The 15,375-nt window shown below is 41.5% G+C and carries 12 protein-coding genes and 1 pseudogene; 2 read left to right on the top strand and 11 right to left on the bottom strand.

What is annotated here, in order from left to right; genetic code table 11:
* Nucleotides 1–32: 32 nt before the first annotated feature.
* The 4 genes from NSU19_RS07360 to NSU19_RS07345 all read right to left on the bottom strand — a co-directional run bounded on the left by NSU19_RS07360 (nucleotide 33) and on the right by NSU19_RS07345 (nucleotide 5,080).
* Entirely contained in the window at nucleotides 33–752 is a 720-nt protein-coding gene (locus NSU19_RS07360) for a lactate utilization protein C (protein WP_339199575.1), read from the bottom strand.
* Nucleotides 749–2,182, bottom strand: a complete 1,434-nt coding sequence (locus NSU19_RS07355) for a LutB/LldF family L-lactate oxidation iron-sulfur protein (RefSeq protein WP_063389373.1) — start codon at nucleotides 2,180–2,182, stop codon at nucleotides 749–751. Before NSU19_RS07355 ends, NSU19_RS07360 begins: the two co-directional genes overlap by 4 nt.
* An 18-nt stretch (nucleotides 2,183–2,200) precedes the next feature.
* A complete protein-coding gene (locus NSU19_RS07350; protein WP_063389374.1) occupies nucleotides 2,201–2,920 on the bottom strand; it encodes a (Fe-S)-binding protein in 720 nt (239 codons plus the stop codon).
* 930 nt (nucleotides 2,921–3,850) lie between these two features.
* Nucleotides 3,851–5,080, bottom strand: coding sequence for an IS110 family transposase (locus NSU19_RS07345; RefSeq protein WP_027725928.1), 1,230 nt, complete (start codon nucleotides 5,078–5,080; stop codon nucleotides 3,851–3,853).
* A gap of 432 nt (nucleotides 5,081–5,512) precedes the next feature.
* Here NSU19_RS07345 and NSU19_RS07340 point away from each other — a divergent pair, with 432 nt between their 5' ends.
* A complete protein-coding gene (locus NSU19_RS07340; RefSeq protein ID WP_339199572.1) occupies nucleotides 5,513–5,749 on the top strand; it encodes a hypothetical protein in 237 nt (78 codons plus the stop codon).
* Between the two features lie 96 nt (nucleotides 5,750–5,845).
* Here NSU19_RS07340 and NSU19_RS07335 read toward each other — a convergent pair.
* Both NSU19_RS07335 and NSU19_RS07330 read right to left on the bottom strand, forming a co-directional pair.
* Nucleotides 5,846–6,396 (bottom strand): annotated as a pseudogene (locus NSU19_RS07335) (transposase); the annotation flags it as partial.
* Nucleotides 6,397–6,505: 109 nt separating this feature from the next.
* Nucleotides 6,506–7,252 carry a FadR/GntR family transcriptional regulator gene (locus NSU19_RS07330; RefSeq protein ID WP_063389375.1) on the bottom strand — a complete coding sequence of 249 codons (747 nt, stop codon included), beginning with the start codon at nucleotides 7,250–7,252 and terminating at the stop codon, nucleotides 6,506–6,508.
* Nucleotides 7,253–7,741: 489 nt separating this feature from the next.
* On the opposite strand from NSU19_RS07330, the gene NSU19_RS07325 reads away from it, so the two are divergent.
* A complete protein-coding gene (locus NSU19_RS07325) occupies nucleotides 7,742–9,511 on the top strand; it encodes a B12-binding domain-containing radical SAM protein (RefSeq protein ID WP_144598529.1) in 1,770 nt (589 codons plus the stop codon).
* Here NSU19_RS07325 and NSU19_RS07320 read toward each other — a convergent pair.
* The 5 genes from NSU19_RS07320 to NSU19_RS07300 all read right to left on the bottom strand — a co-directional run bounded on the left by NSU19_RS07320 (nucleotide 9,508) and on the right by NSU19_RS07300 (nucleotide 15,350).
* Nucleotides 9,508–9,651 (bottom strand): hypothetical protein, encoded by a 144-nt coding sequence (locus NSU19_RS07320; RefSeq protein WP_339199568.1) that lies wholly within the window; start codon nucleotides 9,649–9,651, stop codon nucleotides 9,508–9,510. The two genes, NSU19_RS07325 and NSU19_RS07320, sit on opposite strands and share 4 nt — an antisense overlap.
* On the bottom strand, nucleotides 9,641–9,796 hold the full coding sequence (locus tag NSU19_RS07315) for a hypothetical protein (RefSeq protein ID WP_094245525.1): 156 nt from the start codon (nucleotides 9,794–9,796) through the stop codon (nucleotides 9,641–9,643). Before NSU19_RS07315 ends, NSU19_RS07320 begins: the two co-directional genes overlap by 11 nt.
* Nucleotides 9,797–10,180: 384 nt before the next feature.
* Nucleotides 10,181–11,458: an IS110 family transposase gene (locus tag NSU19_RS07310; protein ID WP_339196343.1), complete on the bottom strand. Its 1,278-nt coding sequence runs from the start codon at nucleotides 11,456–11,458 to the stop codon at nucleotides 10,181–10,183.
* A gap of 502 nt (nucleotides 11,459–11,960) precedes the next feature.
* The gene (locus NSU19_RS07305) at nucleotides 11,961–13,946 is read right to left on the bottom strand and encodes a penicillin-binding transpeptidase domain-containing protein (protein ID WP_339199981.1); all 1,986 of its coding nucleotides are present in this window, start codon (nucleotides 13,944–13,946) and stop codon (nucleotides 11,961–11,963) included.
* Nucleotides 13,947–13,994: 48 nt separating this feature from the next.
* Nucleotides 13,995–15,350: a TrkH family potassium uptake protein gene (locus NSU19_RS07300; RefSeq protein WP_339199565.1), complete on the bottom strand. Its 1,356-nt coding sequence runs from the start codon at nucleotides 15,348–15,350 to the stop codon at nucleotides 13,995–13,997.
* Nucleotides 15,351–15,375: the final 25 nt, after the last annotated feature.

Below are 15,375 nucleotides of genomic sequence, written 5' to 3'. Positions count from 1 at the left end.
TCGCCAGATGTTCAATTTTTTAGTCAATCCATTCAGCAATCTTCAATAATGAGATAGGCTGTTTTAATTGGCCCATGTACGCCAACCACTAAGTTCATTTCAATATCCGCTGAATTGCTCGGTCCTGTAATAAAATTAATGCAGGAAGAAATCGTTTCGCCTTTTTCCACCATTTGATGAAATTTTCTGGCGGCCTGTGTCATTCTAGGGAGGATCGTGCTTTTCGGAATAATGGAAATATACGTTGTCGGCAAAAGGCTGACCGCCCTTCCTTTCCCTCCCCCATTCAACAAGACAACCGTTCCGGATTCAGCCAGTGTATAATCGCTGAACGTAATTCCGATATTTGCTCTTTCCGCAATTTGAATATTTTCTTTTCCAAGCTCAGGATCCCATATATGCACGTCTGTTCCTTCGTTTGGCAATTCCTCCAATAAAAAAGGCATCAGCCCGAATGCTTCAAACCGATGATCGTCCCACGTCACAATCGGACCGCCTCCATAAAAAGCAATCACCTCTTTCAGCGTATTTTTCAATGATTTGGAAGTCGTTCTGTATACATCGACATGAACATTTTTACATTGTTTTATAAATGCATCAACCAGTTCGTCGGAAGAATAACCAGCAAGTGTTTTTTCTTGAGGGTGAAATGACCAGCTGGGCCGTTCCACCCCTTCCTTCCGGGGATTTCGTCCTAACCTTTGAGCTATCATCTGCAAAAACGAATCTCGATTTTGAATCGTTCCGTTCATGAACGATCACCACTTTCTTTTTTACGATTGTGAAACCATTCGCGAAAGCTGTTTTTTTCCGGTGCCGGGAAATCACGTATGGACGTCCAATTTTTCAAAGGACCTGGTCCATTGGAAATTTTCCCGTCTTTCGAAAACGGTTTGAGGGCTGCTGGCGCCAGTTTTGTTCCCCACTGATACAGTTTTTGATTCGATGCTCCTATTCCAAATGCCTTCATCGCCAGCTTCTCGCTTATTGGCGCTCGTCCTTCCCGCTCGACAATTACTTGCCGATGCTTATGGAGAAGTTCATGAAGCGGAATTTTTACGGGGCATGCTTCCGTACAAGCGGCACATAGTGTGGAAGCATAAGGCAATTCCTTAAAATCATCATAACCGCCAAAAAGCGGCGTCAATACAGCGCCAATCGGACCTGGGTAAATCGATCCGTACGAGTGGCCGCCTATATGCCGATATACAGGACAGACGTTAATGCACGCTGCACAACGAATGCATTGAAGAACAGGCTGGAATTCAGTTCCTAAAATTTTGCTTCGTCCGTTATCAACAATCACCAAATGGAATTCTTCCGGTCCGTCAACATCCTCTTTTTGTTTCGGACCAGTTAAAACCGTTATATAGCTCGTTAATTTTTGACCGACTGCACTCCTTGTCAAAAGACTGACAAGCACATCAAGTTCTTCGAATGTTGGAACTATTCTTTCCATCCCCATGACAGTTATTTGTGTTTTCGGAATGGTCGTCACCATGCGGGCATTTCCCTCATTTGTCACTAAACAAAACGATCCGGACTCGGCAATGGCAAAATTGCATCCTGTGATGCCGACATCCGCTGTTAAAAATTCCTCCCTAAGCATTTTTCTCGCATGGAGTGCAAGCTCCTCAGGCTTTTCTGTTTTCTCATACCCAAGTTTTCGCTGAAACACATCTCGAATTTGTTCCTTATTTTTATGCAGGGCTGGGGCTACAATGTGCGAAGGCGGATCATGATCATCAATCTGCAATATATATTCGCCTAGATCCGTTTCAATAACTTCACAGCCCGCTTCCTCCAAACATTGATTCATATGAATTTCTTCCGTCACCATCGATTTCGATTTGACAATTTTGCGAGCCTTTTTTTTCTTGATAACGCTTTGGATGTAATCGTTCGCTTCCTCCGCTGTTTGAGCAAAAAAAACATGTCCGCCCCTTTTTGCAACATTTTCGCTTAACTGGTGTAAATAATAGTCCAAATTTTCCAATGTATGCTTTCTGATTTGTTCACCGAGCGATCTCCATTCTTCCCAATTGCCAAGCTCTTCAGCAGCTTCCAGACGTCTTTTTCTCAGCCTTTCTTGAGCATCTTGGACTGCATTTCTCATAAAATCGTTTTCAATATTTTTTTGCACCCTTTGATCAAACGGCTGATCCGAAATTTTCATTGCCATCCTGCTTTCCCCCCTCCATTATTCGATACTGTTTAACACCTCAGCAATGTGCATGACCTTCACTTGTTTATTTTTCCTGCTTATTCTCCCCCCAATATTCATTAAGCAGCCGCAGTCTGCCCCGATTAAATAGTCGGCATCGGTTTCCTCAATATGCCGAACTTTTTCATCAACCATTTGTTCAGATATTTGTTCCATTTTGACGGAAAACGTTCCGCCAAAGCCGCAGCAATCATATGCATTTGGAAGCGGAACCAATTCAAGCCCCTTCACGTTTGCCAGCAATTTAAATGGTGCCTCCTGAACTCCAAGAAGACGGGTCATATGACATGATGTATGATAGGTTGCTTTTCCTTTTAATGTTGCGCCCACATCTTCCAAATTTAAAACATCTACAATAAACTGTGTTAATTCATACGTCTTATTTGCAAGCTTTTGCGCCTTTTCTTTCCAAACCGGATCTTCATCAAAAATGTGCGGATATTCCTTAAACATCGTGGCACATGATCCGGAAGGTGTGACAACATAATCGGCATGTTCAAAGGTGAGAATCATATTTTTCATCGCTTCTTTTGCCGCTTGAACATATCCGCTGTTATAGGCAGGCTGTCCGCAGCAAATTTGGCTTTCCGGAAATTCTACTTCGCATCCAAGTCTTTCTAAAAGCTCAACTGTTGCTTTGCCTACTGAACCGTTAAATACATCCACTAAACATGTGACAAATAATGAAACTTTCAATTTGCTCCCCCCGCCTTGTGAAACAGTTTCAACTTAGATGTAACCCTTTTCTTTTCACTTTATCGCTTTTTTTATCTTTAGTCAACAGGTCATCTGATGACTAGAAAGGAATATGCTTGCTTTATTCATAAAAAAAGCCGCCGTGTCGATCCATTGTTTGAAGATATCATACTTACTATTGGGATCCATGAGACGGTTTAACACCATGGCAAAAACGGCTTCGTCATACTGAGAAGCAGCCTCGGAATCATCCATGATTTTACGTAATAGCCGACCAAGCCCTAACTTTTCCCATACCTTTCGGAACAGATAAACCGGCCCAAACTCTTTTGTCCAAAGCACGGAGACAGAAGAGGAAGAGCCTTGCCCGTGAATTCGGTCAAAGTAACGCTCTGAAAATTTGATTAATCCCTCGATTTATTTATCGACAGAGCCATTCTCTAATAAATGCTCTAACCCCCCTAGATTATAAGCGTTTGTTGCCGAACTTTATTGTCTACACGAAATGTACGACATATTTGTAGATATTGACGAACAGAACCATTTTTATTTTTTGCTTATTAATTCGAATATACATATGTGGGTTTATTTGGCATGTATTTTTTTGAAAATGGCATTGAAAACTCCAAAGTATCCTCTTGTCAAATTCCGCTTCCCCCCAAAAGACCCGAAATTAGTAATTAAATTTCCTAGACTCTATTTTTATATAACAAATTATACCATTTTCCCATGTTATATATTGTGTTATTTTCGATAGAATATAAGTGTAATGATTAAAGTCCTGCGGTAATATGTCAAGGTGAAAAATCATAGAAATTGGAAATTCCCTTGTCCGATGATCCGAAAAAAGGCAATACTGAAGAAACCCAGTATTGGTACATGTAATAAACTGGGTCTAAAGGTTGATATTGGTATACCAGATCGATCCTCTTATCGATCTTCCCCCTTTCTTGGCGTGTAGATTTGACCGTTGCGTAGCAGCGCATCGATCACACGCACGAGTTTTCTAGCGGTGAGGACGAGGGCTCGTTTATGTTGGTGTTTGGGCACTTCCTCATACTTCTTCCGGTAGTACGCACGAAACGTCGCATCATGCCGTTGCACCGAGTTGGCAGCCTCCACTAGGTAGTAACGGAGATAGCGATTGCCGGAACGAATGAGGGAGGTGTCCTCGGCTTGAAAACGGCCCGATTGGTGCTTGGACCATGTCAAGCCGGCATATTTTGCCAAGGCGGCCTGGTTGTGAAACCGCTCGATTTGCCCGATTTCGGCCAGGATGCCTGCGGTATAAACCGGTCCGATGCCTGGGATGGTTTGCAGTGTGTTCGGAATGCCTTCAAGATGGCGGGTAATGGCTTTATCGAGCTCTTTGAGCTGCGATTGCAGGCTGCGGATTGATTGAATCGACAGCCCTAACAGCAAGTCGATGGAATCCTCGACACACTTGGACAACCGATACGACGAACGGGCCGCCTTTTGAATCGACTTGGCGATGCATTCCGGATCGGCAAAGCGATTGCGCCCTTTTTGGCGCAGGAAGTCGGCCAACTGCTTGACATCCATTTGGCAGATGTCATCGAGGCTCCACGACTCAAGCAGCAGTTCGAGAATGGCATGTCCGAAGATCGAACTGTCCACCTCTTGGGTAAAGGAACTGCATTTGTAAAACAAGTGCTGGAGAAAATACTGTTTCTCACGGGTTAACTGGTGGACGAGATGATATCGCATGCGTGTCAGTCGCTGAAGCGCGAGAAACTGCTCCTTGAGGACAGCCGTCATCTTCAGACGGCCGAAGCGAAGCCGATCCGCAATGATCCAAGCATCGATGTCATCCGTTTTCTCCAAGTCGACATAGGCTTCTTTAAACTTGCGAATGAGCTTTGGATTGATCGTAAACACCTTGACGTTCCAAGCCTGCAAGGCCTCCTGCTGGTGGAAAAACATAGCTGGATGCCAACTGTAGACCGAGGTGGCTTCCATCCCGATCAGAATTTCGGTTGGCTTTCGCTTGTTAGCCCACAGGAGGATTTGATCCCGAAGGAAGGTGGCGCCCAGAAGATGATTATCCACTTTGAAGCGTGCGCACGTATTTCCTTCATGATCCATAATGCAGGTGGCTAAGTCGCGTGAGCTCACGTCGATCCCGACGTAGAGTTTCATGAGATCACCTCCTATTGTTGTAGGATCGAGGGGTAGGACTCTTCGGGATGCCCCCGGATCGCGCCTGTTGACCAGTCACCCTCGCATATGAGAACTCACGTTGGACCATGGGCTGCCCTGGAAGCTGCTCCTTCCAGCATGGGGAAAACCAACGGGAACAGCCTGCGGGTTAGACGTCCAAACAGGAGCCGGGAAGACAGACTTTACAAGTAGTCAAAGCTACAGGAGTGAGAAGAGTATCCCCGATGATCCTAAGACCATTATCCAGGAACATTGCGAAAAGTCCAACCCCGGTACGCTGAACCCTTTGTGGGAGGGGCGCGCCCCTCCCACAAAGGCAACCACCCAAGATATGCGATTGTCAAGGAGCGTATCGGACTGGAAATTCGATAAAAAAACTTTCTGAAACTTAGTATACGAGGAGGTAATATTATGGAGAACCCTAATGAAAGATTGGATTTAGATGATATTTTAGCTATAATTGAAGAACTTCCTGAAGAAGATGCAAAATCATTTCTAAAAATAATTTATGGGAAGCTTGGAAATTTTAAATATTCTACAGAAGACATTACAAAAGAAAATATAATCAATGACATTGAAACAATTTTTAGCGAGAAAATACCTAAACTTTTGCAAATAAGAGAAGAACAAAAAAATAAATCTACATAATCTTTATGTAGATTTTTTCTTTTAAACTTAAACTGTAGATGAGTAAATTCCATTACATTTATTACCATCTTTAAAAAGAAAACAAAAATACCCTAATGCCACTCGTAACTGGTGTTTAATGGAATCTAGTGGCACTCCTCGTTGGGCTTCGTAATAAATAAACTCAGTGAGATTGTGAATTTTTCTCGATCTTACACTCGCAAGACCGGTTGAAAAATCACTTGAATGTTCTGTCATGCAATAGATATACGTAAATTGTCGATGGTCCAATATCGCTAATGCCTTACTCATGATGGATTCGATATCGATCGAAACCTAATGTTTCTTTCGTTTGCCGAAAGTAGCTTTCGATCGACCAGCGTTTCGCATAGTATTCAAGAATAGCCTGATCACTCAGTTTTTGTGTCTGTACTTAAAAAACAACGCAAATGCTCGCTCGTCATCGGTTGATCGGTTTTCCAACAAAACAATACCACCGCATTTGGAATGTCGTTCAATGCCCCTTCGTAGCGATACACTCGATACGTTTCCCCTCCCACGGTCACGAGGTGGGTATCGGAAACATCGATGTAACGGGCAAATTCTTTGGCGGATTGACGAATTCCTTGTGGATACAGGATGCGGTTGGTTTTCAGTGCTGCCCAAACGGGTTTCTCCCGAAAAATTTTTTATTGCCGCAAAAAACAACAGTTCTTTTGTCAGTTCAAGTCAGAGACGGCATGTGTAAAAACGCTTGCATCATATGTCAATTCCTAGTTAAAAAGACTCTGTTTTAGCCCCTGTTTTTATATGGGCTTTATGATGTTTTTTCAAAACCTTTTCAACATTTGTCAGGTGTGCGAGCATTAAATGCTGTGCTTCTTCCGCGTTTTGTTGTTCAATTGCTGTAAAGATGGCTTTATGCTCTTGAAAAATTCGTTCTGCGGTTACTTGCTCTGAATAAAGCCAAATTTTTCGTGTTTCCCGCATCGTTTCAACAATCATGTCGGCTACATTGTTCATTAAGCTTAATAAAATGGGGTTTTGCGTAGCGGCTGCGATCGCTTTATGAAACTTCCAATCCGCTTTTTCTCCTAATTCTTCATCGTTTATATGGATAAGCATTTCGTCAAGCGCAGCTTTCATATCATGGAGATTTTGCTCCGTCCGCTTTGCTGCAGCAGTAAATGCAGCACCGACTTCTAATATTTTTCTAACCTCTAATAAATGTTCAATATCTTTCATATTCATTAACGCCGCTGTCGAAAGAGAAAACGTGAATGACATGGGATCAAACTCTTTTACAAACGTTCCTTCCCCTTGTTTCATTTCAACAATCCCCATTGCTCGTAATGCGCTTAATGCTTCACGAATCGCTGCACGGCCGACTTGAAAATTTTCAGCAAGCTGATGAACGGATTCCAATTTTTCTCCAGGTTTTATTTCTCCTTTTTTAATCATATCTAAAAGGGCTTCCGCCACTTCTTCATAAAGCTTTCTCGGTTTGATTTGTTTATATTCCATTTGCTTCACCCCAAAGTTCAACTAAACAAAATGAAGTCCAAAATATCGGTACATTTATTTTACTGGAAAAGACTTATAAAAATCAAAGTGTTGGCGAAAAAATAACAGCGTCTCACCATAAACTTTTTCTTTTTTGACAACTTTTTTGGAAGGAATCATAGACCTGTGTCTACGAAATCGCGCAAATGACTGAATGAAACTTCATCATAAAAAAAGAGAAATTTGTCTAAACTCTTAAACAATGCTTCATCGTTACGAACGTCTAATACGTAACTCACTTTTACTGTACCAGTTAAAATGACAAAACAATCGACGAATATGCTTTATAGCCGTAGACTTGTTAAGGTGATTGATAGAAACGGAAAAGAACGCGAACGAAAAACTTATCAAATGGGTGAATCCCTGCTTCTTCTTATTTGAAAAGAATATGTTACAATAATGTAGAAAATCGCTACTTCTCAATATCCATTATGAAAAAGGTGTGGAAATATGAACATCATTGTCAGTTCATTAAATGCCAAATACATTCATATGAACTTGGCTATACGTTATTTAAAAGCATATGCCGAGCCAGAATTTCAAGTTCAAATGGCAGAATATACGATAAAAGATCCCGCGATGAACATTGTAACAGATTTGTTTCGAAAAAAACCGGACATAATCGGTTTTAGCTGTTACATATGGAACATTGCAGAAACAATCAAAGTGGCGAAAATACTGAAAAAAATAAAGCCGGAAACCATCATTGTCTTTGGTGGGCCTGAAGTATCATATGATACGAAAGAATGGCTTGAAAAAATCCCAGAGATTGATTTTATTATCGTAGGAGAAGGGGAAGAAACGTTTAAGCAGTTTTTGCGGGAAGCACATGGAAACCAAGAATGGGAAAACGTGAGCGGTTTAGCTTTTCGAAAAGACGGAGCAGTCATTGTAAATCCGCAGAGGAACAAAATTGATCTGCGAATGATGCCGTCGCCTTTTCGATTTGAAGAAGATGTGCCACATCTTAGCAAACGGATTGTTTATATTGAAACGAGCCGCGGCTGCCCCTTCAACTGCCAATTTTGCTTATCTTCCATTGAGGTTGGGGTTCGTTATTTTGATCGGGAGAAAATCAAGGAAGATATTCGCTATTTAATGAAAAACGGTGCGAAAACAATTAAATTTGTCGACCGAACGTTTAACATCAGCCGGAAATATGCGATGGACATGTTTCAATTTTTAATTGATGAACATGTTCCAGGCGTCGTGTTCCAGTTCGAAATAACTGGCGACATTATGCGCCCGGAAGTGATTCAATTTTTAAATGACAACGCACCGAAAGGACTTTTCCGATTCGAGATCGGCGTTCAATCAACAAACGATTTCACAAACGAATTAGTGAAACGTAAGCAAAACTTCGCAAAACTGTCCAGAACGGTGACGATGATCAAACAAGGCGGAAAAATAGATCAGCACCTTGATTTAATTGCCGGACTTCCTGAAGAAGACTACAACTCTTTTCGCAAAACTTTTAACGATGTGTTTGCATTAAGACCTGAAGAACTGCAGCTTGGTTTTTTAAAAATGCTCAGAGGGACTGGTCTTCGAATTGGAGCTAAACATTTTGGCTACGTGTATATGGATGAACCGCCATACGAAATTTTAAGCAACAACGTTCTCTCTTTTGAAGATATTCTCAAAATTAAACAGGTGGAAGATGTTCTTGAGAAATTTTGGAACGACCATCGAATGGACGCGACAGTAGAATATTTAGTAGAAGAAGTGTTTGAGACGCCTTTTGATTTCTTTCAAGAATTTGGCGCCTACTGGGATGAACGCGGATGGGCAAGAATTGGTCATCAGCTCGAAGATTTGTTTCGAAGATTATTTTCGTTTATTCAAGAACGCAAACGAGAACATTTGCCAACTGTTGAAGGGTTTCTGAAATACGATTATTTGCGCAATCAGAAGCAAAAGCCGCGAAAGCCATGGTGGGATGAAAAGCTTAAAAAACAGGAGCAATCAGCAATCTATCAATTTATCCTGTCCAACCCTGAAATGCTTGGAAAAACCTTTTTAAATCTGTCTCTTTCGGAAAAAGATTTATATAAGCATACGGTTTTAGAAATTCTTCCATTTAATCCTGAGCTGTATTTGCAAAAAAAGATATTAGTAAAAGAGCCGGCAATTTTGTTAGTTTATTACAACTATAGCGATCACCAGCCGCATATGTTTTCTTTTCCGTATACTGCGCTGAAAAAGGTGAGGGAAGCTTAACATCCCTCACCTTTTGTTTTTCTTTTGTTTTCTTCTAAAATATCGTAAATTTTCGCAGCATTAAAATCTCCCAGTTCATTGCCAAATTCCAAATCTTGTTTCACATCTTTTTTGTTCTTTACGTTTTTATTATGATCCATGTGCTTTCCCCTTTTTTGAATTTCGGTTAGCCCCTTTCATCGGGTCTTCATCTGTATAGGATGCTGAAAATTCTTTTTCAGGAAGGCTTTCTGTCGGTGTTTTGCTCGTTTTTTCTGCTTGATTATATGCTTGTTTCCTCTTCAATCTGCATCCTCCCTCTATAAATGTTGATATATCAACGGTTGTAGCCGTTTCAGGGGTGTCAAAAAAATATTTTTCGACAAAGTTTCTAACATTATTTCTTAAATATGTGTATATCTTACATTGACTGGGTACGCTTCGCGGCCACTACTGGTTAAATTTGGTTGTAGTGGGGGAAGCGTATGGGATGCACCGTGGATCTCTGCATCGCTGATGATGACGAACCCTCCCATGTCTCTTGGCATCCTTGTGCCTACATTCCTTCGTTCGGTCTAGTCATCAGGCAGAGGCCGGCTAAGCTCCTTTAGGGACTCAAGGTCGAATGGATGATATCGCGCCAGCTTCTCCGTGTCATCCTTGTTGTCTAGAGAATCGAGACTATAGGCATCAAGCAGCCGTTTCGAGGCCAAAGATGTCCTGCATCATTCGCTTCGCATCGAACGCTTGGTGCTTCGTACATACAGCGTGCAATACCTTCAATAATTTTCCGCATAACACCACAATCGATTGCTTCTTCCGCAACGGATTATCAGGACGTGTCGTGTAATAGTCGTGCAGCTGCCGAAACGCTTCGTTGTGGCGGATCATCGGCATCATCACCCGGAACAGAAGGGCGCGCAACCGCCTTCTTCCACGCTTGGAGATCCGTTTTTGCCCTTTGTGTTGGCCGGAGGAATGTTCCCGCAGCGTCAGGCCCGCTAATTTGATAAGCTGCCGCGGATCCTGATAATGGGAGAAACTCCCGATCTCTGATAACAGTTCTACGATGGTCGCATCGCCTAAGCCCGGAACGGTCTTCAACCATTCGTACTCGACCGATGTCTGTACGAGTTCGATCAGCTGCTCTGTCAGTGCCTCGATTTCTTCTTCCAGTTGGCGGTATCGGCGGACAAGCGTGGCAATTTCGATACGGGCCATCTGTTGTCCTTCCGTTACGCCAATGGAGTGTTGGGCCAATTCCATCAACTTCTTCGCTTTCGGTTTTTGTGGCGATTGTAATCCCTCACTTTTCCGGTAAAGGGCCAGCACCTCTTCTAGTTCTTTTCCTGCCAGATCACTCGGAAATGGCGTATATTCCAGCACCGCGAGCGCCATTTTCCCAAATGACAGGAAGACTTGGGAAAACTCCGGAAAATATCGATCAAGCCAGCGAATCATTTGATTTCGAATCGCTCCCTGTTCTTCCACCAATTTGGAGCGAAATGTCGCTCCCACGCGCAGCTCCGCCTCCATCCCTTTCAGAATACGCGGATAGCTGAATCGGCCGTCTTTCACTAACCGGGCAATGACGAGCGCGTCTTTCGCATCATGCTTGGTTGGAAGATTGTCGTCCAGCTCTTTGGAGCGCTTCACGTGCATCGGGTTTGTCATGACGAGAGGAATGCCCTTCTCGTCAAGAAAGTAAGCGAGATTGAGCCAATAATGTCCCGTTGGCTCGATGCCAACGATCACCTCGGTTTTTCCAAATTCCTTCATGGCTTCCACGATGCACTGGTACAACCATTCCAATCCTTCTCTAGATTGCGGAACGGGAAACGGCTTTTTTAACACCCTCCCTCGCTCATCCACAAAGCAGGCATAATGTTTTTTCTTTGCAATATCCATCCCAACAACCAGCGTTTGATCGGTGACTTGATTAATCTTCTTGTTTGAGATAGAATTCATGTATAGTCCTCCTTGGTATCCAAATTAGGGGTCAATTCGGTTGATTGACACCCCCGAATCATACCAAGAGGGCTTTTTTTATTCAAGTCCCCGAAAAAACTTCTAACAGGAATGCTCCTTTCTTTTTTATCTTTTTCAGAAACAAACCATTTATTCAGCTGTTTCTATAAAAGATGGAAAAAGGGATGTGCTTCCATATGGATGCCCAATCGTCAATGTTTTAGAAGTTTTTTCGATTACTCCGCAAGGGTATTTTGTGCTTCTTTTATAACGGGTTATGCGGCAATTTTGATGTTTTATACTTCAAGCTATTCGGCAATTTTGGACCGTTTTCTGTTTTGCAGCTAAAAAAAGTGATGATTTAGCACTTTGTTTGCATAAAAAAAGAACCGCTCTTATTTGGCGTAATTTCGTAAAACTGCCAAACAATGAAAGAAGCGATTCATGACAACACTGAAATTCGTTTATTCTATTCATCTTCGCAATGGATGGTTGACCTTTTTTACTTTCTAGCTTTGAAAATATTTTTTACTTTTGAAACCACGTAATGGCTTCCTCCGCGATCTTCAACACGTTCAATCATCATCGTTATTAAAAGATCTTTTTTATCCGCATCAACAGCAACAAACCAACCGTTTTCCTGACCTTTTTCTCCTTTTGCCGCTTTCAGCTCTGCCGTTCCTGTTTTTCCAGCCAGCTTCAATCCTGGAGTTCGAGGTTTATATGCCGTTCCGTTCGGATCCTCCACCACTTGAATCAAATCTTGAAAAATCAAATTCGCATGTTCCTTTGAAACAACATGGCTTTTCCAATTGGATGGTGTCTTCTCTTCTTCTTTTATTAATACGGGCTTAATCATGTTTCCGCCATTGATAAATACTGTAAAGGTGTATGCTAAATGCAGAGGAGTGATTTGAATTTGTCCCTGTCCATATCCAGAATCGGCTAAAAGCACTTCATTATCCATACCGTTATTTGCAACTTTCGATGTTTCAACAGGAAACGGAAAATCAATTTTTTCATTAAATGCAAAGGACTCTAGTCCTTTTATAAATTTTTCGGCTCCAATATTTAAAGCAGCCTGGGCGAAGTAAATATTATCTGAATAGGCAAGAGCAGCGCGCAAATCAACTTGTGTTGCAGGGGATGGAACCCGCTTAATATAATAATTGCCCCAGCTCCCGTCTTTTTGCCAAGTATCTTTTGGAATGGAAATCTTTTTATTCGGATCAATCGTTCCGGTATTGAGCCCAATCGCTGCTGTGAGCGGCTTTAAAACAGAACCAGGTGTATACAAATTTTTGAACTTAGCCATAAACGGTTTATTCGGATCATCTTTTTTCTTCTTGTATTCCGTCAAAAAATCGTTCGGATCATAGGACGGTGCACTGACCATAGCCAGAGTTTCTCCGGTTTTTGGATTGATTGCGACACTTGCACCGGAATCAGTTGATAATTCTTTGTAAATATTTTGCTGAAGATCAGCATCAATTGTAAGGTAAATATCGTTTCCGTTCTCAGCTTCTTTTTTGGCGATCACTTCATCTGTTCCTTTTACTTTGATGATCCAGCCTGTCGTTCCGTGCAGCTCATCTTCAAAAACTTGCTCCAATCCAGCTGCGCCAATTTGCTCAGAAGAGCTGTACCCTTTTTCCTCATATTTCTCAAGCTCTTCTTTATACATTGACCGCAAATAGCCAGTCAAGTGGGCAGCGCTCTCGCCAAAAGGATACATTCTTCCCGTTACATTTTTTTTCTTAACGGAAGGAATGGCTAAAAGTTTGTTGACAAGCTCTGTGTCAGCCGGATTTACGATTTTCAGCGGGACGAATGAGTCCTCCTTCACCCAGCCTTGGGATAATTTTTTCTCAATTTCCTCCTTGGAAACTTCAAGAAGCTTCGCTGTTTGTTCCAAAATGGTTTCTTTTTGCTCCTTCATTTCTCCCGGTACTACACCGATTTCAAACAACAGGCCATTGATGGCAAGTCCTTTTCCATTTCGGTCAAAAATCTCCCCTCTTTCCGGCGCGATCGGCTGGATGGAAATTTCTTCTCCTTCATCAAGCTGAGGAAAAATAAAGGAAGGATTCCATTCAATTCGCCAATCGTTTCCATTATCTGTTTCTTCTTTTTTTAAAACGGCTTTGTTTTCAAAGCTTATTTTCCCCGCTAATGTTTCCATTGAAACAGCAAATGGGAATGTAATATTTCCGTTTTTATCAGGCTTTATTTCTTCTTTCGGTTTCTTAAAGTCGATTTTCAGCTGTTTCACACCTGAATCTTGATAAATTTTTTCATAGCGGGAAACAAATTCGTCTTTTTTGATATTTTTTTTCACATTGGCAGTCAATTGGTCATACATTTCCGAAAAATTTTGGTCTCTCCAATTGGCAACAAAGTCTGCAAAACGATCCTCCGGCTTTGGATCTTTAGAACATCCCGAAAAAAGCACCAGCACGACAAAAACACTAAAAAAAAGCTTTCGAATCCGCACAAAAATTCCCCCTCTCCCCTATGATTTTATCACAATTCTTTTTTATCCAATAATTACCCGTTCTTTCGGATAATGATAATTGGCTTCCTTCCTCTGTTTTCCAATTAAAAAGATAAACGATAAAATGCCGATCCGACCAATAAACATCATGATCATGATTATGATTTTTCCGATCGGACTAAGTTCAGGTGTAATGCCAAGCGAAAGCCCTGTTGTTCCAAAGGCTGAACAAACTTCAAAGATAATTTCCATTAACGTAAACCGTTCTGTTGCAGATAATATGACAATCGAAGTTAAGCACAAAATAACAGAAACTGTCATAACGGCAATTGATTTTTTTATATCATCTGGGTGTATTTCCCGTTTAAATACTTTCACCGTGCTGGAACCTTTCGCAAAATGAAAGGCAACTAGCAAAATGACTGCAACGGTAGTCGTTCGAACCCCGCCACCCACAGAGCTTGGCGAAGCACCTATAAACATAAATATGGACATAATCAGCAAAGTCGTCTCGCTGAACATGCTGACATCCATTGTATAAAGCCCTGTGCTCCTTGTGGTAGCTGATTGAAACAGAGCATAGAAGAAAGATTCGAGAAAACTTTTATCAGATAAATAATTGCTTGATTCTATTAGATAGATCAGGATTGTTCCAATAACGACCAATGCGAAAAATGTCACAGTTGTCAATTTTGTGTACAAGGAAAACCGGTATGTCCTTTTTGTTCCAATTGTCAAAATAAAGTTTTTTGTCTCAATCAAAACTGGAAATCCGATAGCTCCCAGCGTCATTAAAATAATATGAACCATTTGGACAAAATAATCATGTGCAAAAGGTACGAGCGACGAACCGCTTATATCAAAGCCGGCATTCGTTGTGGCGCTGATGGCAGAAAACATGCCATGCAAATAAGCTTCCTTCCATTCCGGAAAATATTTTAAATAATATGTGCCTAATATGATGGTGCCGATCAGTTCAATAATCAAAATCATCAACATAATTTGCCTCATTAAATTTACAATGCCGGACAAATTCAATTGATTTTGATCAACCATAATCAACTGACGTTCCCTTAAGCCTATTTTTTTGCCTAAAACGAGCCAAAACAATGTGCCCAACGTCATGATGCCGATGCCGCCAATTTGGAGAACAATCATTAAAATAAAAATCCCCGGAACGGTAAACGTATCAATAATTGAAACAGTTGTCAGCCCTGTTACACTTACTGCACTAACAGCAGTAAACAATGCATCCAAAAACGTCCATTCGGCATCCGGTTTGTGAACAAACGGCAAACTGAGCAAAATGACCGCAACTGTGATAGCTAAAAAATAAAAAATAGCAAGCATCTGAGCTGGTGATAGTGAAACTAATCGATTACGAATATTTACTAGCATCCTTGTTCAATCCTTTTTTTTACTG

Source organism: Aeribacillus sp. FSL k6-2211 (assembly GCF_037966125.1).
Taxonomy (GTDB): Bacteria; Bacillota; Bacilli; order Bacillales; family Aeribacillaceae; genus Aeribacillus; species Aeribacillus composti.
This window is presented reverse-complemented; position numbering and strand designations above follow the sequence as displayed.